This is a genomic window from Acidovorax sp. NO-1, from assembly GCF_000238595.1.
Lineage (GTDB): Bacteria > Pseudomonadota > Gammaproteobacteria > Burkholderiales > Burkholderiaceae_C > Acidovorax.
In genome coordinates this window covers 1-26408 of the sequence record NZ_AGTS01000093.1, presented here as the reverse complement: position 1 = coordinate 26408, position 26408 = coordinate 1, and the positions used below count along the sequence as shown (strand labels likewise).

The 26408-nt window shown below is 65.6% G+C and carries 25 protein-coding genes and 1 pseudogene; 15 read left to right on the top strand and 11 right to left on the bottom strand.

The features are described from left to right. Nucleotides 1-23: 23 nt before the first annotated feature. A complete protein-coding gene (locus KYG_RS15260; protein WP_008905821.1) occupies nucleotides 24-1454 on the bottom strand; it encodes a DUF1501 domain-containing protein in 1431 nt (476 codons plus the stop codon). Between the two features lie 26 nt (nucleotides 1455-1480). Continuing rightward, nucleotides 1481-3355, bottom strand: a complete 1875-nt coding sequence (locus KYG_RS15255; protein WP_008905820.1) for a DUF1800 family protein — start codon at nucleotides 3353-3355, stop codon at nucleotides 1481-1483. Nucleotides 3356-3755: 400 nt separating this feature from the next. On the opposite strand from KYG_RS15255, the gene KYG_RS15250 reads away from it, so the two are divergent. The 4 genes and pseudogenes from KYG_RS15250 (at nucleotide 3756) to KYG_RS15235 (ending at nucleotide 6537) form a co-directional block, all read left to right on the top strand. After that, the gene (locus KYG_RS15250) at nucleotides 3756-3974 is read left to right on the top strand and encodes a CsbD family protein (protein WP_008905819.1); all 219 of its coding nucleotides are present in this window, start codon (nucleotides 3756-3758) and stop codon (nucleotides 3972-3974) included. Between the two features lie 116 nt (nucleotides 3975-4090). Then, a complete protein-coding gene (locus KYG_RS15245) occupies nucleotides 4091-4672 on the top strand; it encodes a hypothetical protein (RefSeq protein ID WP_008905818.1) in 582 nt (193 codons plus the stop codon). Nucleotides 4673-4865: 193 nt separating this feature from the next. Continuing rightward, complete coding sequence (locus tag KYG_RS15240) at nucleotides 4866-5375, top strand: hemerythrin domain-containing protein (RefSeq protein ID WP_008905817.1); 510 nt, start codon at nucleotides 4866-4868, stop codon at nucleotides 5373-5375. 116 nt (nucleotides 5376-5491) lie between these two features. Then, nucleotides 5492-6537: pseudogene (locus tag KYG_RS15235) on the top strand (GGDEF domain-containing protein). Between the two features lie 97 nt (nucleotides 6538-6634). Here KYG_RS15235 and KYG_RS15230 read toward each other — a convergent pair. Beyond that, nucleotides 6635-6958 carry a hypothetical protein gene (locus KYG_RS15230; RefSeq protein WP_008905814.1) on the bottom strand — a complete coding sequence of 108 codons (324 nt, stop codon included), beginning with the start codon at nucleotides 6956-6958 and terminating at the stop codon, nucleotides 6635-6637. Beyond that, nucleotides 6955-8370 (bottom strand): cell envelope integrity protein CreD, encoded by a 1416-nt coding sequence (gene creD, locus KYG_RS15225; protein ID WP_008905813.1) that lies wholly within the window; start codon nucleotides 8368-8370, stop codon nucleotides 6955-6957. Before creD ends, KYG_RS15230 begins: the two co-directional genes overlap by 4 nt. Nucleotides 8371-8550: 180 nt before the next feature. On the opposite strand from creD, the gene KYG_RS15220 reads away from it, so the two are divergent. Beyond that, nucleotides 8551-9300 carry a hypothetical protein gene (locus KYG_RS15220; RefSeq protein ID WP_008905812.1) on the top strand — a complete coding sequence of 250 codons (750 nt, stop codon included), beginning with the start codon at nucleotides 8551-8553 and terminating at the stop codon, nucleotides 9298-9300. Between the two features lie 81 nt (nucleotides 9301-9381). Here the strand turns inward: KYG_RS15220 and creC are convergent, their stop codons facing one another. From creC to KYG_RS15200, 4 genes are all read right to left on the bottom strand, one after another. Continuing rightward, a complete protein-coding gene (creC, locus tag KYG_RS15215) occupies nucleotides 9382-10857 on the bottom strand; it encodes a two-component system sensor histidine kinase CreC (protein WP_008905811.1) in 1476 nt (491 codons plus the stop codon). 133 nt (nucleotides 10858-10990) lie between these two features. Continuing rightward, the gene (locus KYG_RS15210; RefSeq protein WP_008905810.1) at nucleotides 10991-11674 is read right to left on the bottom strand and encodes a winged helix-turn-helix domain-containing protein; all 684 of its coding nucleotides are present in this window, start codon (nucleotides 11672-11674) and stop codon (nucleotides 10991-10993) included. A 137-nt stretch (nucleotides 11675-11811) separates the two neighbouring features. Further along, nucleotides 11812-12447, bottom strand: coding sequence for a MarC family protein (locus KYG_RS15205; protein WP_008905809.1), 636 nt, complete (start codon nucleotides 12445-12447; stop codon nucleotides 11812-11814). A 193-nt stretch (nucleotides 12448-12640) separates the two neighbouring features. Then, nucleotides 12641-13387 carry an SDR family oxidoreductase gene (locus KYG_RS15200; RefSeq protein WP_008905808.1) on the bottom strand — a complete coding sequence of 249 codons (747 nt, stop codon included), beginning with the start codon at nucleotides 13385-13387 and terminating at the stop codon, nucleotides 12641-12643. A gap of 112 nt (nucleotides 13388-13499) precedes the next feature. Between KYG_RS15200 and KYG_RS15195 the strand changes: the two genes are divergently transcribed. Both KYG_RS15195 and KYG_RS15190 read left to right on the top strand, forming a co-directional pair. Beyond that, complete coding sequence (locus tag KYG_RS15195) at nucleotides 13500-14189, top strand: dienelactone hydrolase family protein (RefSeq protein WP_008905807.1); 690 nt, start codon at nucleotides 13500-13502, stop codon at nucleotides 14187-14189. A gap of 202 nt (nucleotides 14190-14391) precedes the next feature. Next, entirely contained in the window at nucleotides 14392-15288 is an 897-nt protein-coding gene (locus KYG_RS15190; protein WP_008905806.1) for an amidohydrolase, read from the top strand. A gap of 22 nt (nucleotides 15289-15310) precedes the next feature. Here the strand turns inward: KYG_RS15190 and KYG_RS15185 are convergent, their stop codons facing one another. From KYG_RS15185 to hemB, 3 genes are all read right to left on the bottom strand, one after another. After that, on the bottom strand, nucleotides 15311-16132 hold the full coding sequence (locus KYG_RS15185) for a DUF72 domain-containing protein (RefSeq protein WP_008905805.1): 822 nt from the start codon (nucleotides 16130-16132) through the stop codon (nucleotides 15311-15313). Nucleotides 16133-16196: 64 nt separating this feature from the next. Next, nucleotides 16197-17342 carry a magnesium transporter CorA family protein gene (locus tag KYG_RS15180; RefSeq protein WP_008905804.1) on the bottom strand — a complete coding sequence of 382 codons (1146 nt, stop codon included), beginning with the start codon at nucleotides 17340-17342 and terminating at the stop codon, nucleotides 16197-16199. A gap of 60 nt (nucleotides 17343-17402) precedes the next feature. Continuing rightward, nucleotides 17403-18410, bottom strand: a complete 1008-nt coding sequence (gene hemB, locus KYG_RS15175) for a porphobilinogen synthase (protein WP_008905803.1) — start codon at nucleotides 18408-18410, stop codon at nucleotides 17403-17405. Nucleotides 18411-18665: 255 nt separating this feature from the next. Between hemB and KYG_RS15170 the strand changes: the two genes are divergently transcribed. The 8 genes from KYG_RS15170 (at nucleotide 18666) to fusA (ending at nucleotide 26182) form a co-directional block, all read left to right on the top strand. Continuing rightward, nucleotides 18666-19094 carry a CopD family protein gene (locus KYG_RS15170; protein WP_008905802.1) on the top strand — a complete coding sequence of 143 codons (429 nt, stop codon included), beginning with the start codon at nucleotides 18666-18668 and terminating at the stop codon, nucleotides 19092-19094. 18 nt (nucleotides 19095-19112) lie between these two features. After that, nucleotides 19113-20207: a VanZ family protein gene (locus tag KYG_RS15165; RefSeq protein WP_008905801.1), complete on the top strand. Its 1095-nt coding sequence runs from the start codon at nucleotides 19113-19115 to the stop codon at nucleotides 20205-20207. 56 nt (nucleotides 20208-20263) lie between these two features. Continuing rightward, nucleotides 20264-20623: a ferredoxin gene (locus KYG_RS15160; RefSeq protein ID WP_008905800.1), complete on the top strand. Its 360-nt coding sequence runs from the start codon at nucleotides 20264-20266 to the stop codon at nucleotides 20621-20623. Between the two features lie 96 nt (nucleotides 20624-20719). Next, a complete protein-coding gene (locus KYG_RS15155; RefSeq protein ID WP_008905799.1) occupies nucleotides 20720-21370 on the top strand; it encodes an alpha/beta hydrolase in 651 nt (216 codons plus the stop codon). Between the two features lie 94 nt (nucleotides 21371-21464). Further along, the gene (locus tag KYG_RS15150; protein WP_034694878.1) at nucleotides 21465-22634 is read left to right on the top strand and encodes a D-alanyl-D-alanine carboxypeptidase family protein; all 1170 of its coding nucleotides are present in this window, start codon (nucleotides 21465-21467) and stop codon (nucleotides 22632-22634) included. A gap of 271 nt (nucleotides 22635-22905) precedes the next feature. Continuing rightward, nucleotides 22906-23283 (top strand): 30S ribosomal protein S12, encoded by a 378-nt coding sequence (gene rpsL / locus KYG_RS15145; RefSeq protein ID WP_008905797.1) that lies wholly within the window; start codon nucleotides 22906-22908, stop codon nucleotides 23281-23283. 171 nt (nucleotides 23284-23454) lie between these two features. Next, nucleotides 23455-23928 (top strand): 30S ribosomal protein S7, encoded by a 474-nt coding sequence (rpsG, locus tag KYG_RS15140; protein WP_005798541.1) that lies wholly within the window; start codon nucleotides 23455-23457, stop codon nucleotides 23926-23928. A 151-nt stretch (nucleotides 23929-24079) separates the two neighbouring features. Then, nucleotides 24080-26182, top strand: coding sequence for an elongation factor G (gene fusA, locus KYG_RS15135; RefSeq protein WP_008905796.1), 2103 nt, complete (start codon nucleotides 24080-24082; stop codon nucleotides 26180-26182). Nucleotides 26183-26408 lie beyond the last annotated feature (226 nt).

The window sequence follows — 26408 nt, the reverse complement described above, 5'->3', positions numbered from 1 at the left end:
CGGACGGGAGCGCCGCGCAGGGGCTACAGGAAACCCAGGTCCACCGGGTAGTCGGGCCGGCCCGCGGCAGCGCCGAACTGCCGGATGTTGGGCAGCACGCCGGCCATTTCGCTGTCGGCCACGCCAAACCATTTGGCCAGGGTGGCCGCGTACTGGTCGACGGAAGTGGACGGCAGCAGGCGCCCCTGGCCCACATGCCACTGGTCTTCGGGCGCGGCGGTGTTGGTGATGCTCACCGGAGGCGGCGTGCCGTAGAACGCAGCGCCCTTGACGGCGCCGCCCACCATGAAATGGTGGCTGCCCCAGCCGTGGTCCGATCCGTCTCCGTTGGAGCTGAGCGTGCGGCCAAAGTCGGACGCGGTGAACGCCGTCACCTTGTCGGCCACGCCCAGCTCTACCGTGGCGTTGTAGAAGGCCGTCAGCGCATCGCTGACGCGCTGCATCAGCACCGGCTGTTGCGCAATCAGGTTGTCGTGCAGGTCGAACCCGCCCAGCGACACCATGAACACCTGGCGTTTGCTGCCGAGGGCGCCGCGTGCGCCAATGAGGCGCGCCACCATCCGGAGCTGGTCGGCCAGCGGGTTGCTGGCGGGGAATGTGGTGCTGAGCGTGCTGCCCGCCAGTGCGCTGGTGATCTGGCTCTCGGACGTGACAGCGCGGGTGGTGACCCGGGTGTATTCGTTTTCCAGCGTGTGCGCGCTGGGCTGCTGGATCAGGGCCGACAGCGCGCCGCGCACGGCGCTGGAGCCATACACATTGTTCTTCACGCCGTTGATGGCCACGGCCCCGTTGGTGCTGACCTGGTACTGCAGGGCCGAGTCGCCCGAGAGGAACACCGCATTGCCCGTGACCGCGATGCAGGTGAACAGCGAGTTGCCGTTGGACGAGAGTGCCAGGTCGCCCATGTTGCCGCCCCAGCCCACGGTGGAGCCCTCGGGCGAGGACGATTGCCACACCGACTGCTGGTCGTTGTGCGAGAACAGCTTGGGCGGAACCGGGTAGGCGCGGCGGTCGGGGCTGTTGTACTGCGCGCGGGTCAGCGGCACCACCAGCGGCCCCACGTTCAGCTGCACGGCCGCCTTGCCGCTGTTGAACAGGCCCGTCAGCCCGGTCATGGCCGGGTGCAGCGCGTACTGGCGGCCGCCCTGCAGCGGGGTGGTGGGCCGTAGCAGGGTGGAGGCCAGCGACGCCTTGGGCAGCGCGATGCTGCCCCGGATGGTGCTGTAGCGGTTGTAGCTGGGGTCATCGTAGGTGACGACGGTGTTGGCGTAGTCGTTGCCGCCGTAGAGGAACACGCAGACCAGGGCCTTGTAGTCGTCGGCGGCAAAGGCAGCGGCTTCGCCCATGGCCGCCAGGTTCAGCGCAAAGGGCAGGGCCGTGCCTGCCAGGCCCAGCTGGGTGGAGCGCCGCAGAAAGGCGCGGCGGCTGTGAAGTTCGGGTTGCAGCAGGTGCATGGCGTGGCTTCTCGGGTGCGGGGTGTTTATTTCTGGATCAGGTATTCGGCCGAGGCCATCACCAGCAAGACGGCGGCGGCCACGCGGTCGCGCCGGGCGTTGTCCGGGCTGGCGGCCGTGATGTTGGTGGTCTTGAGCGCATCGGTGATGAGCTTGACGGTGGCCGCCGAGAGCTGGCCCGCGCACAGCAGCAGGTTCAGGCGTGCAACGAGCGCGTCGGCATCGCCGACGAGGGCCAGTTCGTTCACGTAGCTGGCCTTGATGTCGAACCCGTTGTTGGAGGTGCTGGCGTTGTTGGGCAGCTCGGGCGCGTTCACATAGATGCCGTTGCGAATGACGCCCTGCATGTAGTTGAGGTAGCCGCCCACACTGCTTTCGTTGACCAGCTGGAACTCTGGCGCCACGGCGCCGCTGGCGGCCAGCGCGGTGGAGGGCGGCACATAGCCGGGACGGAAGAAATTGAACACCGAGGGCGAGCGCAGCGGGCTCTGGCCGAGGCGCGAGCCCGGGTCGCTCAGGTTGCCGATCTTCCAGCTGCCCTGGGCCGAGCTCAGCCCGAAGGTGCGGCCCCACTGCACAAACCGCAGCATGGGCTCGCGCAGCTTGCCAAACGCGGGCTGCGTGAGGCCGGCGGGTGAGCGCGCCTCGTCATCGAGCAGGATGGCCCGGATGACGGCGCGCATGTCGCCGCGCACGCCCGCACCGTTGTTGTTGAACGCCGCCGCCACGCGCGCGATGTAGCCGGGCGAGGGGTTGCTGGTCACCAGCCGCTGGATGAGCTGCCTGCCGATGAACGGGCCCACGTTGGGGTGGTTGAACAGCGTGTCCAGCGCCGTCTTGAGCGCCGCTGCGCCCGGCGTGCCCGCGGCAATGGTGGTGCCCAGGAACGTGGCGGCCAGCGTGGAGTGGCGCGCTTCGTTCAGCGCCATCGGAAGCCGGGTGAAAGCCGTGCTGGGCACGGTGCGGCTGCTGCCCGGCACGGTGGTCGGGCTGTTGCGCGACTGGTCGTAGTCGTAGCCTGTGAACACCCGGGCGAGGTGGGTCACATCGCTTTGCGTGTAGCTGTCGATGGGTTTGCCCGCGCTGTCCCGCTGGGCCGTGCCATCGGGGTTGAACATGACCAGGCCGATCGACATGAGCTGCATCACCTCGCGCGCAAAGTTCTCGTCGGGCTGGCGGCCGGTGGCGGGGTTCTCCTTCTGGTTCCCCCGGGTGTTGAGGTAGTACCCCATGGCCGGGTTCAGCGTCACGTCCTGCAGCAGCGTGCGGTAGTTGCCAAACGCGTTCGCAACGAGCTGGTCCCAATACCAGGCGATGGCATGGCTGCGCCAGCTCAGGTCCAGACCGGAGAGGGACACCACGAAAATTTCAGACAGCGCCAGCGCCACCCGCTTGCGCAGCGCATCGGGCGACTGCATGAGCTGGTACCAGATCATGTAGTCGCCGGGGTAGCTGTTGTCGTAGTAGGCCGTGCTGCTGCTCACCTCGCCATAACCGCGCTGGTTCAGCCATTCCCAGCCGCCCAGAGAGGGTGGCGCGCTGAACTGTCGCTGAAGCCATTCGGCATAGCTGGTGGCGCGCAGCTCGGAGATCTCGCGGGGCGATGCGGAGAACTGCGCCTGCAGCAGGAAGCGGGCGGCTTCACGGTCATTCAACGGCGCCGGGTGGCTGCCAATGGTGGTGGGCGGGATGTCCGGGCCCGTTGGTGTGCCGTTGCCATTGCCATCGCCATCGCTGCTGCCTCCACCGCCGCATGCGGCCAACGCGGCCGAGGCAGCGAGGCCGGCCAGCAAAGGTTTCGCGTCGATTTGGGGAGAGGCCGCAGGGGTGGCGTGGGGCGCGCTGGTTGGGGCCTCGCTCGCAATGCGGGTTGCGAGAGGCTCCTCGTAGGAGGTTTGCATGGGCGTTCAGTGGGTGAGAAACACGCCGTGGGGGTGGCGCAGGACCGACTTCACCACAGGCCCCGATGGCGGTGGAAAGACAAGCGTTACCAAACGAAACGTCCCCTGCGAGACGGCTGCAGGTCGCTTCCGGAAACTGCGGGGGAAATGCAACACTTTGTGCGAAATGCGATCGACGCAACAGTGCCCGAGCCCGTGTGCACCAAGGGCGTGCGCCGAAGCGCTACAGCCCCGGGCGGCGCAATCCGTCAACGCCGTAGGCCTGTGCTGACGCGTGCTGCGTGGCCCGGACTACGGGCCGCACGACGATTCATTTCTACAGTCCATTCCATCGCATCCAGCAAGTGTTCCACGCATTCCGAGTGGATGGCGGAAGCGAAATTTTTTCGAGGATGACACCATGAATGAAGACACCGTGAAGGGCAACTGGAAGCAGTTCAAGGGCAAGATGGTCGAACAGTGGGGCAAGCTCACCAACGACGACTTCGACGTCATCGACGGCAAGCGCGAGCAGTTTCTGGGCAAGCTGCAGGAACGTCAGGGCCTGGCCCGCGACGCGGCTGAAAAGCAGCTCAAGGAATGGCAAGACCGCCACCCCGACTTCCGCTTCAACGACTGACCGCCAAAGCGCTGTCGGGATGCAGTGAAAAGCCACAGGGCCCGTCGCTGCATCCCCCTGAACTCCAGCATTGAATGACTACCAAGACCTGACAACCACACTCCGAGGAGAAAACCATGAAATTCGCACGCACCCTGATCGCCTCCGTCGCCGCCGGCCTGCTGGCCACCTCGGCCATCGCCATGACCAAGGAAGAGCACAAGACGGCCAAGGACAACATCGAAGCCACCTACAAGGCCGACAAGAACAACTGTGATGCCCTGACGGCCAACGCCAAGGACATCTGCCAGAAGGAAGCCAAGGGCAAGGAAAAGGTGGCCAAGGCCGAGCTGGAAGCCCAGTACAAGCCCAGCGCCAAGAACACCCAGAAAGTTGCCGAAGCACGCGCTGAAGCCGCCTACGACGTCGCCAAGGAAAAGTGCGACGACCTGAAGGGCAATGAGAAGGACGTGTGCGAAAAGGACGCCAAGGCTGCCCATGTGAAGGCCAAGGAAGACGCCAAGGTTGCCGCAGCGCAGGCCAAGCCCGCAGACAGCGCCGCCGAAAAGAACGCCGCTGTGGCTGAAGCCCGCAAGGACGCCAACGCCGAGAAGAATGACGCCAACTACAAGGCTGCCAAGGAGCGTTGCGATGCGCTGTCTGGCGATGCCAAGTCCAAGTGCGTGGACGACATGAAGCGCATGTACAACAAGAGCTGATCGCGCTGCGGCCCCGGTTGGATGGCGTCCCGAGGACGCTATCTTCAACTCCCCTGGCCCTGCCATGCTCCTCCAGAGCCCCGCCCTGTGCGGGGCTTTTTTGATGGTGGCGCATCCCTGACTTGCGTCAATACCCTCAGGCACTCGGCGCCCTAAGCTGGCGCCCTGTTTTTCACCGCTCAAAGGGAACTCTATGGCACAACTCGCCTGGTCGGACGCGCTGGACCTGAATCTGCCGCTGATGGACGACACGCACCGCGAGTTTGTGGACCTTCTGGCGCTGGTCGACGCGGCAGACGATACACAGCTGGCGCACGCCTGGCAGGCGCTGGTGGAGCACACCCACCACCACTTTGCGCAGGAAGACGCGTGGATGGCGTCCACCCGGTTTGCCTCGGGCAACTGCCACAGCATGCAGCACCAGGTGGTGCTGCAGGTCATGCGCGAAGGTGCGGCACGCGCTGCGCAGGGCGATCTGCAAGTGCTGCGAGTGATGGCCAGCGAGTTGGCCCTGTGGTTCCCGCAGCACGCCCAGAGCATGGATGCCGCCCTGGCGCTGCACCTGCGCCGCGTGGGGTTCGACCCTGTTTCGGGCGTGGTGCATGCGCCGCACGCCCTGCCCGCCGAGCCGATCCAGGGCTGCGGCGGGTCCACCTGCTCCGATGCCCGGGAAGAGCCCCGGCCCAGCTTGGCCACCGCCTGAGGGCCATCACCACTGGCTCTGGCCGGTGCCCCGAGGTTTTACCTGTGCAGGGTTGGCGCGGCTATGGCATGCTGCCAGGTCTCTAGGCAGCGTGGACGGCATTGCCGCTTGGCTCCATGGCAGAAACCGGTTTTCAATGGGTTCCGAACGACGAATCCGCGCGTCTGCAGGCGTTGCAGCGCTACGGCATTCTCGACACGCCGATGGAGCCCGCCTACGACGATCTGGCCCGCATCGCCGCGCACATCTGCCAGGCCCCGGTGGCGCTGATCAGCCTGCTCGACAGCCACCGCCAGTGGTTCAAGGCCTCGGTCGGGCTGGCGGTGGAGGAAACCCCGCTCGACCAGTCGGTGTGCCGGTATGCCGTGCGCCAGCCTGGCGTGTTCATCGTTCCCGATCTGGCGCAGGATGCGCGGTTTGCCCACTTTCACATCGTGACCCAGGAGAACCCGCTGCGGTTCTACGCCGGCGCTCCGCTGGTCACGCCCGATGGGTTTGCGCTGGGCACCCTGTGCGTGCTCGACCACCAGCCGCGCGCGCTTTCGCCGCAGTCAGAGGACATGCTGGGCGCTTTGGCGCGGCAGGTGATCCGGCTGCTGGAGCTCAAACGCGCCAACGATCTCCAGGCCCAGATGCTGGCCGATCTGGAAGAGGCACGCCACCAGATGTCGGTGCTGGCCCATACGGACGTGCTCACGGGCCTGGCCAACCGCCGCTCGTTCACCGAACGCCTGCGGCAGGAGCTGGCGCTGCTGCAGCGCGACTGCGAACCCGCCTGCCTGCTCATGATGGACATCGACCACTTCAAGCAGGTCAACGACCTCTACGGCCACCATGTGGGCGACCGGGCGCTGCAGCTTTTGCGGCACTGTGCCGCGAGGTTTTCCGCGCGGGCGATGTGGTGAGCCGCTGGGGCGGGGAGGAGTTTCTGGCCATGCTGCCCGCCACGCGTGTCGAGCAGGCCCGGGCCGTGGCGCAGCGGGTGCACGCGGCACTGGCCGACCGCGCCCTGCCGGGTGTGGAGCCACCGCGGGTGATGACGGTGAGCATGGGGCTGTCGAACTTCGACCCGCTGCGCCCGCTGGACCAGACCCTGCGCGCGCTGGACGACGCGCTCTACACCGCCAAACACGAAGGCCGCAACCGCACGGTGGTGGTGTAGGCGGGCTGCCACCTTTTAGCAATGTTTCTTTTTTGATAGCTGTTGGCGCTTGACTGGTAAGCGCTGAGGCCACTTTTTGCATTAAATCGGCAACGTTTCAGTGCCCCGGGCCGCGTGGCAGCACCAGGGCGGCCATGCACCAGCACAGCTCCCGCAGCGCCCGGCGCAGGGCGGGCGAATCCGGTGCTGTGGCGGGGCGGCATTCATTGCGCGGGCAGAACGCCGCCTCCAGCACCTGCTGCTTGGCGCAGCCCAGCGCCACCCGGTCGCGGGCCCGCAGGGCGGCCAGCAGCTGGTCGCGGTGGCGCTGCACACGCGCCGCCTCGGTAGGCGTGAGGCCGGGCAGGGGTGTGATGGGGCCTGCACTGTTGTGGGCCAGGTGCGCGGCCCATGGCGTGGGCGTGGTGGTCTGCGGGCTCATGCGGCAACCGCCTGCGCCGTGGCGGCGCGTGGGCTCTTCGACAGCCCATACCAGTTCACCTTGCGCGTCAGCACCATCACGGCGGCCAGCACCAGGAACAGCGCCATCGAGCCCACCACCAGCGCCGTCTGCTCCAGCTGCAGCAGCACGTACAGCAGGCCATACAGCACCGCGATGCCCGCCCCCAGCGGCACCCCGCGCCTGAGTCCACCCAGCATGTGGCTGGCGTAGTAGGCCAGCAGCAGCACGCAGGCGCTGGCGGCCACTGCGTACGAGATGCTGAACGGCAGGTGTTCCGACAGGCTCACCAGCAGCAGGAAGAAGCTGCACAGCGCGCTGCCCACCAGCAGGTACTGCACGGGGTGCACGCGCAGCTTCTGCATCAGCTCGAACAGGCCCACGGCCACAAAGGTGAGGGCGATGAAAAGCACGCCGTATTTGGTGGCCCGGTCGCTCAGGGTGTAGGGGTTCACGGGGTCTACAAACGCCACGCTGAAGCTGTCGGCACAGTCGCGTGGCGTGGTACCGCCGGGGGCATATTCGCCCTGGGTGCTGGCATCGTCGTACCCCCCAGTGCAGATACGGCTGCCGTTCGCGATGGCTGCCTGCGCTGTGGTGGCCAGTGACGAGAGGTGCCACCGCGCGGAAAAACCTTCGGGGCTGACCTCGCGCTCGGAGGGCAGAAACCGCCCGGCAAACGACGGGTGGGGCCAGCTGCTGGTCATCAGCACCTCGGTGTTGCCGCCCAGCGGCACGATGGACAGCCGCTCGGTGCCCACCAGCTCCAGGTCGAGGGTGGCAGTCAGGCCATCGGCCTTGCCGCGCACCGACTCTGGCAACGCTGCATGCAGGCCGCGGCTGTACGTGGGGTGAAACGTGCCGGGCTTCAGCGGCAAGGCCTGATCGCCCAGCACAAGCTGCGCCGTGCGAATGCCCCGGGCGTCGCCCACGGCCATCATCAAGAGGGGTGCGCCGCAGTGCATGCGCGAATTTTTCAGGGTACTGCGGGGCAGCAGGCTGGCCAGGGAACCCCACTGCGCCGTGATGTGCGACTTGAGCTTGTAGGTGTTGACCTTGTGCAGGCCTCGCGCCCGTTCTTCCATCGCGGCGCCGGTGGTCAGCTTGAGCTGCTCGGGCATGGCGGTCAGGATGAACTCGCGGCGTTTTTCAACCATGCGGCGCTCATCGCCCTTGCCGACTTCCTCATCCCAGCTTTCCACGCAGGCGCTGTGGATCATGGGGCCCATCAGGGTCTGCGGCCCGGCCAGGCTGTCGGCCACGCTCTGCGCGGTGAGGCTGCGGTAGCGCTGCCGGTCCCGCACCACGTCTTCGACCAGCCCCAGGCCAAAGAGCAGCAACACGGTGATGGCGGCCAGCGCGGCCAGTTTGGTGAACAGGGGGTGTTTGAGCAAAAGATCCTCCACAGGTGATGTTGTGGAGGCAGTGTGGTGGCGCGTTGTGAGGGCGCCATGAAGTTTGTGAGGGCAGTGTGAAGTTGATAGCTTCCACGGCTCTAAATCCCCCACATTTGTGACCAAATGTTAGGATTCCCTTCGGAACTATCAACATGAACGTCAGCACAAGGAGACTCAATGCTCAAGCCCCTCGTTTTTCTTAGTTGGTTGATGCTTTCTGCATTGGCTCACGCGTTTGTCCCCCAGTCTGGAACCTGGGTTGTATCCAGTGAACTGAACGGGGCCCCTGGTCGAGGGTTGGCGATCGACGTGCAGGGAAGCACTCTGGTGATGCAGATGTACGGCTATGAGAGCAACGGAAACCCCACCTTCTACATGGCCGCTGGTACTTTGGTTAACAACACGATCACCACAAAGCTTGGCCGATATTCGGGTGGCCGCTATCTGGGTAGCGGCCCCCGCAGTGGGGTGGAGAACGGGAGTCCAGGCAACGTTTCGATGCGCTTCACGAGCGGGTTGACAGGATTCATCACACTACCGGGTGAAGGCGAGGTCGCTATCAAGCGTTTTGAGTTCGGCTTGACGAAAGCGCCTTCTGACCTTCTGGGTCTATGGCTTTATATTGCAGAGGATGGTGGCGACGGCACTGGTGACTTTGTTACTTTGAGTCGCAGTGTTGGGAATACGAGTGGAGGCACGGGTTTTGTTGTTGATCCTGCCAGGCAGCTTGGCTGCGAGTTTCGAGCGGTAGATGATGGTCCGTACAACATGTATTGCGGAACGATTTCTGGTTCCACAGTGCACTGGATAGCGAAGATTAAGGTTTCGGGTAACGAAGGCGAGGGAGTTACTCTTGATACCGGGGAGGCCGTTTACATCCGGAAAGTGAGAGATGCTCAAGGTCGCTATTTGGGACTTCTAAAGTAGCTCAACTGAATGCTCCTAGCGTCAGAAGGCCGTGAGCGTCCTGATGAGTTGTTAATTGGATTTTCTACGCATGCGCAGACATTAGTGCATGGCAACATCCAATTTCAGACGGACGCTGAGCCCTCTAGTTGTATTGTGGATGTCCATGGCGCCACCGTGAAGAACTAGCACCCTTTTTACTATTGCCAGCCCCAAGCCAGAGCCGGACCTTGAACCATCAGGCCTGGATGTAGTGAAAAATCGTTCTCCAAGACGGGGTACAAGGTAGTCGGGCACTCCCGGGCCGTGGTCTTGCACGGTCACACTGTGGCCCATCAACTTGATTTCTACCGTACCGCCATCGGGCGAGAAGTCGATGGCGTTCTCGATGAGATTGCTGATGGCCAGAACAATCAGTTCCGCTTCCCACTGGCCATACCCACCAGTTCCCGAAATGTGTAGCGTTATATCCCGCTGTCGGGCTCGCACACTGCAGTGTTGAACCGCTTGCTCGCTACATATGCGCAGCGAAACAAGCTGATCGGCCGCTTCGGCGTGCTGGCGCTGCTCCAGCTTGGACAGCTCCAGCAGCCGGTCGATGATGCGCTGCAGGCGCTCGCTTTGCTGCACCACCTGGGTTGCAAACCCGGCGCGGTCGGTGGCGGGCAGCTCGTCCTGCAGCAGCTCGCCCGCGCCCCGGATGGCGGCCACGGGGCTTTTGAGTTCGTGCGTGAGGGCGCGCACATAGCCCTCGATGTAGTCGCGCCCCTCCAGCCGCGCGCGCATGCGGTCCATGGCGCGGGCCAGGTCGCCCAGTTCGCCCGGCACCTCGGGCACGGCCAGGGCCGTGGTGGGTGGTGTACCGGGGTCGTGGTGCTCGCCATCCGCCGGGCCCTGCACGCTCAAGGCATAGTCGCGCAGGCGGCGCACATTCCACACCATCCACAGTGTCACGGCCACGCCCACGGCGGCCGAGAGCGCCAGTAGCAAAAGGCCGCCCATGAACACCTTGCGCTCGGCACGGTCGATGAAACGCTGCACGGTGCGGGTGGGTTTGGCCACCGTCAGCACGCCTGCAATCTGTTCTTTCACGTAGATGGGCGCCGCCACATGCATCACGCCGCTGGTGTCGTCGCCTTCCACCTCGCGCGTGGAGCGCGCGCCGTACTCGCCGCGCAGCGTGCGCGCCACGTCGCGCCACTGCGAGTAGTCGGCGCCGATGGCGCGGTTCTCCGAGTCGAACAACACACGCCCCGTGGTGTCAGTCACATAGATGCGGTAGTCCAGTGACTGCTTGGAGAATCCCCAGATCGCTGCATCGATGGGCCGCGTGGCGTAGCGGCGCACATGCTGCGCAAACGGACTGGTGCTGCTGTTGTCAGCCCCCGCGGCCAACCGCCCGGCGGCCAGGTCTTCGCTGGCCAGCTCGGCCAGGATGTTGGCCGTGTCCACCATCATGTCCTCCATCACCTCGCGCACGCTGGGCTTGATCTCGGCCATGAACACGCGCAGCACAAAAAACGCGGCGATGCCGTTGATAAGGAAGAAGGCAAACAGCAGGCGGATGCCGAGGCGCATTGGCTAACCTCGCGTTGCGTGCGCGCGCTTTGAAACCGGCGCTGCGCAGGCCAGTGCCACCGTGGAACCGGCTTTGCCGGGCCACGGGTGGCGTCCCCCCGCGGGGGAAGGCGCGCAGCGACTCAGGGGGGCATCACACATCGAGGCAGTAACCCATGCCCCGGTGCGTGCTGATGTATTCACGCGCCGGGTCCACCTCGCGCAGTTTGGCGCGCAGGGTTTTGATGTGCGTGTCCACCGTGCGGTCGGTGCTTTCGCTGTCGTCGCCCCAGGCAGCGGCCAGCAGGGCGTCGCGTGAGTGGATGCGGCCTGCGCCACGCAGGAGGTGGGACAGCAAGTGGTATTCGCGCCGGGTCAGCGGCAGGGCCTGGCCGCGCAGGCTGATGCGCTGCCCGGCCTCGTCGTCGTGAAAGAGCGGGGTGGCGGGCGTGGCCGCGTGGCCGTTGCCCGCGCGGCGCAGCAGCGCCTTCACGCGTGCCGCCAGCTCGCGCGGGCTGAAGGGTTTGGTGAGGTAGTCATCGGCGCCCAGCTCCAGGCCCAGCACGCGGTCGATCTCTTCGCCATGGGCGCTGAGCATCAGCACGGGCAGCGCAGCGGTGGGCGCGGCGTTGCGCACATCGCGCAGCAGATCCAGCCCGCTGCCATCGGGCAGGCCCACGTCCAGCACCAGCAGGTCAAAACGTGCGCGCTGCAGTTGCTGGCGCGCGTCGTGTACCAGCAGGCTGTGCGTCACGGCCAGGCCGTCGCGCTGCAGCGCGTAGGCCACTGTGCGGGCGATGGCGGGGTCGTCTTCGAGCAGAAGGAGTTTGGCGGACATGCCTCAATCATCCCCGGTGCTGCGCACTCCGCGCAGACCACGCCACTGGCGCGGCGCAGGCAAGGGCCGCCGCGCAGTGGGGGCGTCGTCCCCCCTCGGGGGATGGCGCCGCAGGCGACTCAGGGGGTGGCTCATTTTCAGCGCGCGATCAGGATGGGGAACAGCTTGCCCAGCCCATCCGCCATCACCTCTACCGCCAGCGCGGCCAGGATCAGGCCCATGAGCCGGGTCATCACGTTGATGCCGGTCTTGCCCAGCACGCGCGCAATCGGGTCGGCCAGGGCAAAACACACGGCGGTGGCCAGCGCGATGACCACGCCGTAGCCCACCAGCGCCAGCGTCTGCCACACGCCCTGTGCGCGGTCAGCGTAGATCACCACGGTGGACATGCTGGCCGGGCCGGTGAGCAGCGGGATGGTGAGCGGCACCACGGCAATGCTGCTGCCTGCGGCGGCTTTCTCTGCCCCTTCTTCAAACTCGTTGGTGCTGGGCTTGGCCTCGGCGGGCTGGGCGTTGAGCATGTTCATCGCGCTGATGAGCAGCAGCATGCCGCCGCCCACCTGAAAGCTTTGCAGCGAGATGTTGAAAAAATCCAGGATCTGCAGGCCCAGCAGCGCACAGGCCGCAATCACGCAGAACACGCTGAAGCTGGCCACCTGGATGGTGCGGCGCCGCTGCGGGTACGAAAAGCCCTGCGTGTAGTGGATGAAAAACGGCACGATGGCCAGCGGGTTCACGATGGCCAGCAGGGTGATGAGAGGTTTGAGATCCATATCAGTTTTCCGTTGTGCAGCTTGTCGCCCACAGATTTTCAACTTGGCGCTGTCGAAGCCAGTGCCCCGCGCAAGGGCCGCCGAAGCCGCGTATGCGGCGCTTTGCTTGTGTGCGCTGGGGGCGTCCCCCTCCCGCTTTGCGTAGCGAAGCGAGAGAGGGGGAAGGCGCGAAGCGACTCAGGGGGTGTCTCATCTACCTGCCTCCAGAGACTTCGAGGAACGACATGGTGGTGTAGGGCGACGCATCCGACATCAGCCACACGATGGCCTCGGCCACCTCTTCAGCCGTGCCGCCGCGCTGCATCGGCACCTGGTGGGCCAGGTCGCGCACGCGGTCGGGCAGGCCGCCGCTGGCGTGGATGTCGGTCTCGATCAGGCCCGGGCGCACGGCGTTCACGCGGATGCCTTCGGCGGCCACCTCGCGCGCCAGGCCCATGGTGAAGGTGTCGATGGCGCCCTTGGCCGCTGCGTAGTCCACATACTGGTGGGCCGCGCCCAGCCGCGCGGCGGCGCTGGAGACGTTGACGATGGTGCCACCCTGGCCGCCATGTTTTGTGCTCATGCGGCGCACGGCCTCGCGGGCGCAGACAAAGCTGCCGATCACGTTGACATCGAACATGCGGCGCAGGCGCGCCACGCTCATTGCGTCCACCCGCTGGGTGGTGTCCACCACGCCCGCGTTGTTCACCAGGGCGGTGATGCGCCCGAGTTGTGTATCCACGGTGGCAAACATGGCCAGCACCTGGGCCTCGTCGGCCACATCGGCCTGCACGGCCAGCGCGGTGCCGCCAGCGGTGCGGATCTGCTGCACCACGGCATCGGCAGCGGCCTCGTTGCCCTGGTAGTTCACGGCCACCGCCCAGCCCTGGCGCGCGGCCAGTTGGGCGGTGGCGGCGCCAATGCCTCGGCTGGCGCCGGTGATTAACACGATCTTGTCCATGAAAGCGTGGTCTCCTGCAAGAATGGCGCATTGGAACAGGTTCTTTGCGCTGCGCGGCGGTCGGGTGCGCGGCGCAACGCATCGTTGGCTTTTAACTCAAGGAGATTGCAGCATGGGACAGTTTGTCGATCTGACGTCCGGTGACGGATTTGTGTTTCCGGCCTGGGTGGCGCGGCCGGATGTCGCCCCCCGTGGCGCGGTGGTCGTGCTGCAGGAGATCTTCGGGGTCAATTCGCACATCCGTGCGATCGCCGACCGCTTTGCCGCCCGCGGCTACCTGGCGGTGGCGCCCTCGACCTTCCACCGGGTGAAACCGGGGGTCGAACTGGGCTATACCGCTGACGACATGCAGGCGGGCATGGGCCTGAAGGCTGCGGTGGAGGCGCTGCCCGCGCCGGGCGTGATGCCCGACATCCAGGCCGCCATCGACCACGCCGCAGAGCAAAGCGGCCGCAAGGTGGGCATTGTGGGATTCTGCTGGGGCGGCCTGCTGACCTGGCGCGCGGCCTGCGAACTGCAGGGGCTGTCGGCTGCCGTGCCCTACTACGGCGGCGGCGTGACCACCCCCGAAGAAATCGCCCGCCAGCCCCGCGTGCCCGTGCTGGCGCATTTTGGCGAGCGTGACCACTGGATCCCGCTCGACGGCGTGCAGGCGTTTTCGCGCGCCCACCCCGGGGTGGAAGTGCACGTCTATGCGGCAGACCACGGCTTCAACTGCGACCAGCGCGGCAGCTACGACGAGACCGCGGCCATGGCGGCGCGGGACCGCACGCTGGCCTTCTTCGACAAACATCTGGCTTGATGGCTCCCCCTGAGTCGCCTACGGCGCCTTCCCCCTGCGGGGGACGCCCCCAGTGCGGCGGGGCGTCCCTTGCACGGGGCAATGGCGTGAATGTGCCCCGTGGAGGCTTCAGGGGAGTGCGATGGATTGATCGTGTGGGGAGGTTGCCATGGCGGGTCTGACGTGCGTGCGGGGTTTTATGTCTTTTAGGCTTTCAGCGCTTATGCAGCAAGCGCTGGCAGCTATTATTTTGATAGTTATTGCCGGTCCGGCGGCGCCGGTGCGCGCCGCCGACTACACCGGCCCGCTGTTCGACGCCCACCTGCACTACAACGAGGAGGCGTGGGACGGCAAGGCGGGCCCGCATCCGCCTGCGGATGTGCTGGCGCGCATGAAGGCCAGCGGCGTGCGCGCCATCGTGGCCAATTCGCGGCCCAACACCGGCTCGCTCACCCTCGCGGGCCTGCGCGAGACGCGCGAGGCGGGTGTCACCGTGGTGCCCTTTGTGCGGCTGTACCGCAACCGGGCCGACTACACCGGCTGGTTTGCCGACGAAACGATTTACGACATGGTGCTGGCCGAACTGGCGCGCGGCACGGGCGCGGGCCCTTACCGCGGCATTGGCGAATTCCACCTGTACGACAGCGCCAACGCCAACGGCCCGGTGGCCCAAAAGCTGATGGCGCTGGCCGAGCAGCGCGATCTGGTGGTGCTGGCGCATGTGGACGATGCGGCGATCGATCTGCTGATGGCCCACACGCCCTCCAAGGGGCAGAAGGTGCGACTGATCTGGGCGCATACCGGCATCGGCGGCGCGCCGGTGGAGCGGGTGGATGCGCTGCTGGCGCGCTACCCCGGCCTGGTGGGCGAGCTCTCGTACCGCCCGGGCCTGGTGTGCGACGACAACCAGCTGTGCCCCGCCTGGCGCGCGCTGCTGCTCAAGTACCCCACGCGGTTTGTGATCGGATCGGACACCTGGGTCAACCAGCGCTGGCAGTATTACGAGAGCCTGATGCAGGGCTACCGCCAGTGGCTGGGCGGCCTGCCCGCCGACGTGGCGCGCAAGGTGGCGTGGGACAACGGGGCCGGGCTGTTCGGCACACCAGCGCCGGCGCGCTGATCGCTATTCGCTGATCGTTGGGTCAGAGGCTGCGCAGCTGCGCCTGCAGGTCCAGCGCGTTCTCGGTAGCGGCTCCGCTGGCCGTGTTGTCGAAGATGCACCACACGCTGGCGGCCTCTAGCGGGGACTCCTGCGTGGCCGCTTTCAGGCGCGTGGCCAGCGCATCGATCAGGCCCGCGTCATAGGCCGAGTAGTAGGTGCGCGGCGAGCCGTGCAGCCGGCAGTACACCAGAGCGGGCCACCCGCCCGGTGCGCGCCCGGCATCGTGCAGCACCGGGTCGGCCAGCACGCGTGCGGCCTGCCAGTGCGCCAGCAGCGCGTCGGCCTCGGGGGTGAACCAGCTCGCATGGCGCGGCTCCACGGCCAGGCCGACACCGCCCGGCAGCAGGCGCCGCAGGCTCGCAAAGAAGATGTTGGCCACTGGCGCATCCAGCACCAGGCTGGGCGGCAGCTGCACCAGCAGGCAGCCCAGGCGGTCGCCCAGGCCGCTGGCCTGGTCCACAAACGTCTGCAGCAGCGCGTTGGCATCCTGCAGCCGCGCGTCGTGCGTGATGCTGCGCGGCAGCTTGACGCAAAACCGGAACCCTGCTGGCGTGGCCGCAGCCCAGCGCTGGTACGTCGCGCGCTGGTGCGGCCGGTAGAACGATGAATTGATCTCCACGGCCGTCAGCTGCCGCGCATAGCGCGCCAGGTGCGGTTCAGCCGGGCTGTCTGCACGGGCGGTAAACGGGTGCGGGCTGGCGCGCGGCAGGCTCCAGCCCGCGGTGCCGACGAACAGCGGGGCGCCTGCATGGGCGAAGGCCAGGCGAAGGTGGGCGGCAGGATCGGCGGCAGGCGCGGGCATCAATGCACTCCGTGGTGTGTGCAGATGCGATGCTGCCCCCGGCGGTGCGGGGCAGGGGTAGGAATTACCGCCGGGTTCGTGAGAGGTATTGCTTGCGCCAGAACAGCGCCACCAGCCCCAGTGCGATGAACCCCATCGCGCCCAGCGCCCACCAGAAGCCGTCGGCCTTGTGGATCAGCGGCAGGAACTCGAAGTTCATGCCGAAGATGCCCGCAATCAGGTTCAGCGGCAGGAACACGGCAGTGAGCGCGGTGAGCGTGCGCATGATGTCGTTGGTGCGGTTGCTTTGCACGCTGAAGTGCATCTGCACGGCGGTTTCGGTGCTTTGCTCAAGCCGCCGCACGTGGTGCACCACGCGCTCGATGTGCTCCAGCACGTCGCGGCTGCGCACCTTGAGCAGGTCCAGCTCGCGCAGGCCGGTGGGGGTCTCGGGCAGGGGCCAGGTTTCCAGCGCGTCGATCCAGTCCTGCACGGCGGTGCGCTGGTCTTCGCAGATCTCGTCGAGCATGTGCAGCGACAGGCGTGCTTCGAGCAGCGAAGTCCAGTTCACGTAGCGCGCACGGGGTTTGAGCAGCTCGTTCTGCCAGTGGTCGAGCTGGCGCGTGAGCTCGCGGCGCAGGTCCAGGTAGCCGTCCACCATCTGGTTGACCACGCGCAGCATCAGGTCGGCCGGGCTGGTGGGCACGCGCGCGCCGGGCATGGGGCTGGCGCGGCCTTCACTGGTGCTGGCAGGCAGTGAGGCCAGCAAGCGGGCCGCGTAGGCGTCGCGCACCGCACAGTCGGCCGGGTGCACGGTCAGCAGCAACTGGTCGAACACCGCAAAACCCACCGGGCTGGTGTCGATGCGCCGCAGCACGGGCGGGCCCGAGCGTTTGGGCGGGCTGCTGCCGGTGGGTGCAGCCGGTGCGTCCGGGGGCCGGGGCGGCTCGGCGGCGTCGCCATTCAGGGTGGCCAGGCGGCGGAACACCAGCAGGTCGTACTGCGAGGTGTAGTCGTAGTGCGAGGGCAGCTGCGCGTTGAGCAGGTCGGACACGTGCAGGTCCACCAGCTGCAGCCCCACCAGCGCCTGCAGGCGGGCCTGGATCTCGGCCAGCCGCGCCTGGAAGGCCGGGCGCGCGCAGGCGATCCAGACAAAGCCCTGCGTGGGCATCTGCGTGGGCAGCGCGGCCAGCTCGTGCACGCCGCCGCTGTGGATGTGGAAGATGCGCATGCAACCCCGGTTTTGAATAAAAAGTGCCTCCAGCGCTTGTCCATCAAGCGCTAGCAGCTCTTATTTTCGGAGCAATCGTGCCACGTCGCGTGCGAAGTAGGTCAGCACGCCGTCGGCGCCTGCGCGCTTGAAGGCCAGCAGGCTTTCCATCATCACGGCGTCGTGGTCGAGCCAGCCGTTGGCGGCGGCGGCCTTGATCATGGCGTACTCGCCGCTCACCTGGTAGGCGAAGGTGGGCACCTTGAACTCGTCCTTCACGCGGCGCACGATGTCCAGGTAGGGCATGCCGGGCTTGACCATCACCATGTCGGCGCCTTCGGCGATGTCGATGGCCACCTCGCGCAGGGCCTCGTCGCTGTTGCCGGGGTCCATCTGGTAGACGTTCTTGTCGGCCTTGCCCAGGGCGCCGCGGGTGCCCACCGCATCGCGGAAGGGGCCGTAGAAGGCGCTGGCGTACTTGGCGCTGTAGGCCATGATGCGCGTGTGGATGTGGCCCTGCACTTCCAGCGCCTCGCGGATCGCGCCAATGCGGCCGTCCATCATGTCGCTGGGGGCGACGATGTCCACGCCCGCCTCGGCATGCGTGAGCGCCTGGCCGGTGAGGATCTCCACCGTCTCGTCATTGATGATGTAGCCGGTGTCGTCGAGCACGCCGTCCTGGCCGTGGCTGGTGTAGGGGTCCAGCGCCACGTCGGTCATCACGCCAAGCTGCGGGAATTCCTTCTTGAGGGCGCGCACCACGCGCGGTATCAGGCCGTCGGGGTTCAGGGCCTCCTTGCCGTCGGGCGTCTTGAGCGAGGGGTCAATCGCCGGGAACAGCGCCAGCACCGGGATACCCAGGCGCGCGCAGTCTTCGGCCACGGGCAGCAGCAGGTCCAGGCTCAGCCGGTCCACGCCGGGCATGGAAGTCACGGCCTCGCTGCGGTTCGTGCCCTCGTGCACGAACACGGGGTAGATCAGGTCGTCGGCGGTGACCACGTTTTCGCGCACCAGGCGGCGGGTGAAGGCATCGCGGCGCAGGCGGCGGGGGCGGTTCTGGGGGAAGGGGGCAGGGCTTTGGAGATGCATGCCGAAGATTATCCCCCTGTGCCGCCGTGCGGCGTACCCCGGCGGGCGCACGCGTCAGCGCCCGGAAATGTCCCTTGTACCCGCCCAGCCCCGGTGCTAAATTGGCGCCGGGCAGCTTGCTGCCCCCCGCTTTTCCTCCCTGAGCGGGGGCCTGGATTGCAGCGATGCACAACAGGCTTTAAGGGCCCGGCGCAATTGCCGGGCTTTTTTTTGGAATCGCCGAAACGCCCCCGCATGCGCACTTAAACTGCCCGCATGCTCTGGGTCAAAGCCTTTCACATCGTCTTCGTGGCCAGCTGGTTTGCCGGCCTGTTCTATCTGCCGCGCATCTTCGTCAATCTGGCGATGGTGGCGCCCGGCTCGGCCGCCGAGCGCGACCGCCTGCTGCTGATGGCGCGCAAGTTGCTGCGCTTTACCACCTTGCTGGCCGTACCCGCACTGGCGCTGGGCCTGTGGCTGTGGCTGGGTTACGGCATTGGCCGTGGCCCGGGCAATGGCTGGATGCATGCCAAGCTGGCGGTGGTGGTGCTGGTGATCGGGTACCACCACGCCTGCAGCGTGGTGCTGCGCAAGCTGGCCGACGGCACCAGCCGCAGGAGCCATGTGTGGTTCCGCTGGTTCAACGAAGTGCCCGTGCTGCTGCTGCTGGTGGCGGTGGTGCTGGTGGTCGTCAAGCCCTTCTGACGCAGCCGCACACGGCGCATGCACAAGACCTCCGCCTGGCCCCTGGCGCTGATCTACACGGCGCTGATCGTCTTTGCCAGCCTGTTCCCGTTTGACGGCTGGCGCGCCCAGGGGATCAACCCGCTGGTGTTTTTGCTGGCACCGCTGCCGCCACCGTACTGGACGGGTTTTGACGTCACCACCAACATGGTGGGGTATGCGCCGCTCGGGTTTTTGCTGGTGCTGGCCATGCTGCGCTCGGGCTGGACGCGGGGCGTGGTGCCGCTGGCCACGCTGGCGGGCGTGCTGCTGTCGCTGGCCATGGAGTTCCTGCAGATTTACCTGCCCCGCCGTGTGCCCTCCAACCTGGACCTGCTGCTCAACGCTGCGGGCGCGCTGGCGGGCGGGTTGAGTGCGGCGTTGCTGGAGCGCCTGGGCGCCATCGACCGGTGGAGCGATTTCAAGGGCCGCTGGTTTGTGGCCGACGCGAGCGGTGCCATCGTGCTGCTGGCGTTGTGGCCGGTGGCGCTGCTGTTTCCGGCGGCTGTGCCGTTCGGACTGGGGCAGGTGCTGGAGCGGCTGGAGACGGCGTTGACCGAGCTGCTGGCCGACACACCGTTTCTGGCCTGGCTGCCGGTGCGCGAGGCGGCGCTCGACCCGCTGTCACCCACTGCAGAGCTGCTGTGCGTCACCCTGGGCCTGCTGGCGCCGTGCCTGCTGGGCTACTGCGTGATCCGTTCGGCGGGGCGGCGGGCCGTGTTTGCGCTGGCGGTGGTGGCGGTGGGGGTCACGCTCACGGCGTTGTCGGCGGCCTTGAGCTGGGGGCCCGTGCACGCCTGGGAATGGATGGGCCAGCCGGCACGCGTCGGCATGTGGGGCGCCATGGCGCTGGCGGCGCTGTTGCTTGGGCTGCCGCGGCGCGCGTGCGCGGCCTTGCTGCTGCTCACGCTGGCCTGGCACCTGGCCTTGCTCAACCAGGCGCCCACCAGCGCCTACTTTGCGCAGACGCTGCAGATCTGGGAGCAGGGCCGGTTCATCCGCTTTTACGGACTGGGCCAGTGGCTCGGATGGCTGTGGCCCTACGCTGCGCTGCTGTATGTGCTGCTGCGCGTGTCGCGCCGCGAAAGGCACTGAACCCGGGCGGGTTGCACCGGCAGGGGCCACGCACCCCGAAAAACTAAAATGTCCGGATGAGCGACACCACATCCGCACCGGCCGCAGTGCCCGGCTACTACCAGCGCCACATTTTTTTCTGCCTGAACGAGCGCACCAACGGCGAAGACAGCTGTGCCCGCCACAACGCCCAGGCGGGTTTCGATCGCTGCAAGGCGCAGGTCAAGGCCGCAGGCCTGGCGGGCGCTGGCAAGGTGCGGGTGAACAAGGCGGGCTGCCTGGACCGCTGCGCAGCGGGGCCGGTGGCCGTGGTCTACCCCGAGGGCACCTGGTACACCTATGTGGATGCCGCCGACATCGACGAGATTGTCGAATCGCACCTCAAGAACGGCCAGGTGGTGGAGCGCCTGGTCACGCCAGCGGAACTTGGCCGCTGAACGCGCCTCCATCCTCCGTTCCGCAAATTTTTGGTGTTTTTGGCCGTTGGCGCTTATCCATCAAGCGCGAGCAGCTATTGATTTGGTAGTAAACCCGTGAATGCACAGACCGAACGCCTGACCCTGTCCGGCCCCGCAGGCGCCATCGAAGCGGTGCGTGACGCCCCCCTGCTGGCCGATGGCGCGGCGTCCCGGGGGGTGGCGGTCATTGCCCATCCCCATCCGCTGTTTGGCGGCACGCTGGACAACAAGGTGGTGCAGACGCTGGCGCGTGCGTTTGTGCAGTGCGGCTGGACGGCCGTGCGCTTCAATTTCCGGGGTGTCGGCGGTACCGAAGGCGTGCACGACGACGGCCAGGGCGAGTTGCAGGACATGCTGGCCGTGGTGGAGCAGGTGGCGCCCGCGGCCGGGGGGCAGCGCATTGCACTGGCGGGTTTCTCGTTTGGCGCATTTGTCACCAGCCATGCGCTGGCAGCCCTCTGGCAGGAAGGGCGTGTGGACCAGGCGGTGCTCATCGGCACTGCGGCCAGCCGGTTCACCGTGGCGCCCGTGCCGCCGGACGCCCACCTGCGAACGCTGGTGGTGCACGGCGAGCACGACGACACGGTGCCCCTGGCAGCGGTGATGGACTGGGCCCGCCCCCAGATACTGCCTGTCACAGTCATCCCCGCAGGCGGTCATTTCTTTCACGGACAATTGCCGCTTCTGAAAAATCTGGTGGTCCGCCACCTGCAATCGGGCGCCTGAGCGGGCGGCCCGGCCGGCCTGGCCGGTGTCGTCATCTCCTGCGCGTCTTTCTCTCCAACCCCTACCTCGAGCCTCTCCAGCCCCTTCTTGCCCCATGAAACGAATCCTGTCTGCGTTGCGATCTCTGGCCGTCTTTGCTGCGGTGGCCCCTGCCGCCTTTGGTGCCCATGCCCAGGCCCCCCAGCCTCCTGAAATTGCCGCACGCACGTACATGCTGGTGGACGTCACCGCCAACCAGGTGCTCGCCGCCAAGGACATCGATGCGCCGGTGGAGCAGGCCTCGCTGACCAAGCTCATGACGGGCTACCTGGTGTTCGACGCACTGCGGAGCAAGAAGATTTCGCTGGACCAGAAGCTGCCCGTGAGCGTGCGTGCCTGGAAGATGCCCGGCTCGCGCATGTTCATCGACCCCAAAATGCAGGTGCCGGTCGAAGACCTCATCAAGGGCATGATCGTGCAGTCCGGCAACGACGCCACCGTGGCGCTGGCCGAGGGTGTGGGCGGCACCTACGAGAATTTCGTCAAGCTCATGAACGACCAGGCCAAGGCCCTGGGCATGACGGGAACCAGCTACAAGAACCCCGAAGGCCTCACGGAACCCGGCCATCTGACCACCGCACGCGATCTGAGTGTGCTGGCGGTGCGGCTGATGAAGGATTTCCCGGAGTACATGCATTACTACTCCACCAAGCAATACAGCTATCCGGGCACCCCGCCCTCCAACGGCAGCAACCGCAATTCGCTGCTGTTCCGCGACCCCACCGTGGACGGCCTCAAGACCGGCCACACGGCTGCTGCGGGCTACTGCCTGGTGGCCACGTCCAAGCGGGAGTTTCCGGGCGTGGGCCAGCGCCGCCTGCTGTCCATCGTGCTGGGCACTGCCAGTGAAAACGCGCGCGCCAATGAAAGCCAGAAACTGCTGAACTGGGGTTACACCGCGTACGAAGCCGTCAAATTGTTCGATGTGGGGCAGCCTGTGGCCACGCCCGCGCTGTGGAAGGGCACGGCCAGCACACTCAAGATTGGCCGTGAAGAAGCGATTGTCGTGGCCGTGCCTGCGGGCAGCGCGGGCAAGCTCACCACTCAGATCGCGCGCCCTGACCCCTTGGTGGCACCCTTCACCAAGGGTCAGTCCATCGGCACGCTGAAGGTGCTGCTGGGCGACCAGCCCGTGGCCGAGGTTCCGCTGGTCGCGCTGGAAGGTGTCGAGCAGGCCGGCATCCTGGGTCGCGCGTGGGACGCGATCCGGTTGTGGATTAAATAGGACACAACCCCCTTGAGCGGCTGCGCCGCCAGCGCCCGCAAGTGAAACGACGCTGCGCAGCTGGGGCGGCCCTTGCGCGGCGGTCGCTGGCATCGGCTGTGCTCTTGCAACGATGGTGGGACGACGCGCCAGGCGGGTGGGTTCGGCGAGAAAGCCGCGTGGTGCTTGCCTGTTTTGGGGCTTGCTGCTACATTAGAAGGCTTTTCGGAATTTCCGAAGGGATTCACGTTTTCGCTTTCACGAAGCAAATTCACGTTTAGGGACGTATTTCATGCCAACCATCAATCAACTGGTCCGTCAGGGGCGCGAGGTCGAAAAGACCAAGTCCAAGAGCCCCGCGATGGAAAACTCTCCACAGCGCCGTGGCGTGTGCACCCGTGTGTACACCACGACGCCCAAGAAGCCCAACTCCGCTCTGCGTAAGGTCGCCAAGGTGCGCCTGACCAACGGTTTTGAGGTCATCTCCTACATCGGCGGCGAAGGCCACAACCTGCAGGAACACAGCGTGGTGCTGGTTCGCGGCGGTCGTGTCAAGGATTTGCCCGGTGTGCGTTACCACATCGTGCGTGGTTCGCTCGACTTGCAAGGCGTGAAAGACCGCAAGCAGTCGCGCTCCAAGTACGGTGCCAAGAAGCCCAAGGCCAAGTAAGCCCTGCGCTTTTGCACAAAATTTTCGGTGCTGTCTCCCGCGTGGCGCGGTGATGCAGCGTAGTGACCCCAAACGCAGGTGTTCTGCGCGGGTCGAGTAAGTGAGAGTTCTGAAATTGGCTCTCGCGGTGTCTGAAAAGATGCCAACTGAAGCAAAGATAGAGGTGAAAAAATGCCACGTCGTCGCGAAGTCCCCAAACGTGAAATCCTGCCGGATCCCAAGTTCGGCAATGTCGAGCTGTCCAAATTCATGAACGTGATCATGGAAGGCGGCAAAAAGGCAGTTGCAGAGCGCATCATTTACGGTGCCCTGGAACTGATCGAGAAGAAGCACCCTGACAAGGATCCTCTGGAAGCCTTCACGGTTGCCATCAACAACGTGAAGCCCATGGTCGAAGTGAAGTCCCGCCGCGTCGGTGGTGCCAACTACCAGGTGCCTGTGGAAGTGCGCCCTGTCCGCCGTCTGGCCCTGTCGATGCGCTGGATCAAGGAAGCCGCCCGCAAGCGTGGCGAAAAGTCGATGGCCCAGCGTCTGGCCAACGAACTGCTCGAAGCCACCGAAGGCCGTGGTGGTGCCATGAAGAAGCGTGACGAAGTGCACCGCATGGCCGAAGCCAACAAGGCATTCAGCCACTTCCGCTTCTAAGCAGACGAGCTGCCCTCGTCGCTCTGCGCAAGGCTGCCGGCAATTTTGCCTGCAGCCTTGTGGCGATTGAGGCAGTCACAAAACTGATGGGTTGCAGCGTCAAAAATGCTGGGCCCGCCCCCGAATAACACGAACCATCCAAGGATCCACCATGGCTCGCAAAACCCCCATCGAGCGCTACCGCAATATCGGTATCTCGGCCCACATTGACGCTGGCAAGACCACGACCACCGAACGTATTCTTTTCTATACCGGTGTGACCCACAAGCTGGGTGAAGTGCACGATGGCGCTGCCACCACGGACTGGATGGAGCAGGAGCAAGAACGCGGCATCACGATCACCTCGGCTGCCGTGACCTGCTTCTGGAAGGGCATGGACATGTCCTACCCCGAGCACCGTTTCAACATCATCGACACCCCCGGCCACGTGGACTTCACGATTGAAGTGGAGCGTTCCATGCGCGTGCTGGATGGCGCCTGCATGGTGTACTGCGCCGTGGGTGGCGTGCAGCCCCAGTCGGAAACCGTCTGGCGCCAGGCCAACAAGTACAAGGTGCCGCGTCTGGCCTTTGTGAACAAGATGGACCGCACCGGTGCCAACTTCTTCAAGGTCTACGACCAGATGAAGCTGCGCCTGAAGGCCAACCCCGTGCCCGTCGTGATTCCGATTGGCGCCGAAGAGAACTTCAAGGGCGTGGTCGATCTGCTGAAGATGAAGGCCATCATCTGGGACGAAGCGTCCCAGGGCATGAAGTTCAACTACGAAGAGATCCCCGCCGATCTGGTCGCGTCTGCCAAGGAGTGGCGCGAAAAGATGGTCGAAGCTGCTGCTGAAGCCTCGGAAGAGCTGATGAACAAGTACCTGGAAGAAGGTGACTTGACCGAAGCCGAAATCAAGGCAGGCCTGCGCCAGCGCACCATTGCCACCGAGATCCACCCGATGCTTTGCGGCACCGCGTTCAAGAACAAGGGCGTGCAGCGCATGCTGGACGCCGTGATCGACTACCTGCCCGCACCGACCGACATCCCTGATGTGACGGGTACGGACGACGACGAGCAGCCGATCAGCCGCAAGGCCGACGACAGCGAGAAGTTCTCTGCGTTGGCGTTCAAGCTGATGACCGACCCGTTCGTGGGTCAGCTGACCTTTGTGCGCGTCTATTCGGGCGTGCTGACCAAGGGCGACACCGTCTTCAACTCGGTCAAGGGCAAGAAAGAGCGCATCGGCCGTATCGTGCAGATGATGGCCAACGATCGCGTGGAAGTGGACGAAATCCGCGCCGGCGACATCGCTGCCTGCGTGGGCCTGAAGGAAGTGACCACCGGCGAAACCCTGTGCGATGTCGGCTCGCCGATCGTGCTCGAGCGCATGGTGTTCCCCGAGCCCGTGATCTCGCAGGCTGTTGAGCCCAAGACCAAGGCCGACCAGGAAAAGATGGGTATCGCACTGCAGCGACTGGCCGCAGAAGATCCGTCGTTCCGCGTGCGTACCGACGAAGAATCCGGCCAGACCATCATCTCCGGCATGGGTGAGTTGCACCTCGAAATCATCGTGGACCGCATGAAGCGCGAGTTCGGCGTGGAAGCCAACGTGGGCAAGCCCCAGGTGGCCTACCGCGAAACCATCCGCAAGACGGTGGAAGAGGCCGAAGGCAAGTTCGTGCGCCAGTCCGGCGGCAAGGGCCAGTACGGTCACGTTGTGCTCAAGATCGAACCCAACGAAGCCGGCAAGGGCATCGAGTTCGTCGACGCCATCAAGGGCGGTGTGGTTCCTCGCGAATTCATCCCGGCCGTGGAAAAGGGTATCAACGAAGCAGTTACGCAAGGCGTGCTGGCCGGCTACCCCGTGGTGGACGTCAAGGTCACGCTGCACTTCGGTTCGTACCACGATGTGGACTCGAACGAACTGGCGTTCAAGATGGCTGCCATCTTCGGCTTCAAGGAAGGTTGCAGGAAGGCCGGTCCGGTCATCCTGGAGCCCATGATGTCCGTCGAAGTGGAAACGCCTGAAGACTACGCCGGTAACGTGATGGGCGACCTGTCCAGCCGTCGCGGCATGGTGCAGGGCATGGACGACATCGTCGGTGGCGGCAAGGCCATCCGCGCTGAAGTGCCGCTGTCGGAAATGTTCGGCTACTCCACCACGCTGCGTTCGGCCACGCAAGGCCGCGCCACGTACACGATGGAGTTCAAGCACTACAGCGAAGCACCTCGCAACGTCTCGGAAGCCATCATGGCTTCGCGCGCCAAGTAATACCTGCGGTTGAAAGGTCCGCCCTGGGGTGGACCTTTTTCCCATGAATCTGTATCAAATTGGCCGTTGACGCTTGTCCAGCAAGCGCGAGCAGCTATCAAGACAGTAGCAAATTTTTTTGCAATCTGCGACCCGGTGCCGTCCCGTTGCCCTGTGCAGGACGAATCAGCAATCGGGTGCAGACGTTAAACCCCGACACAGGCATTGCTCTTTGGAGAATTGAAAA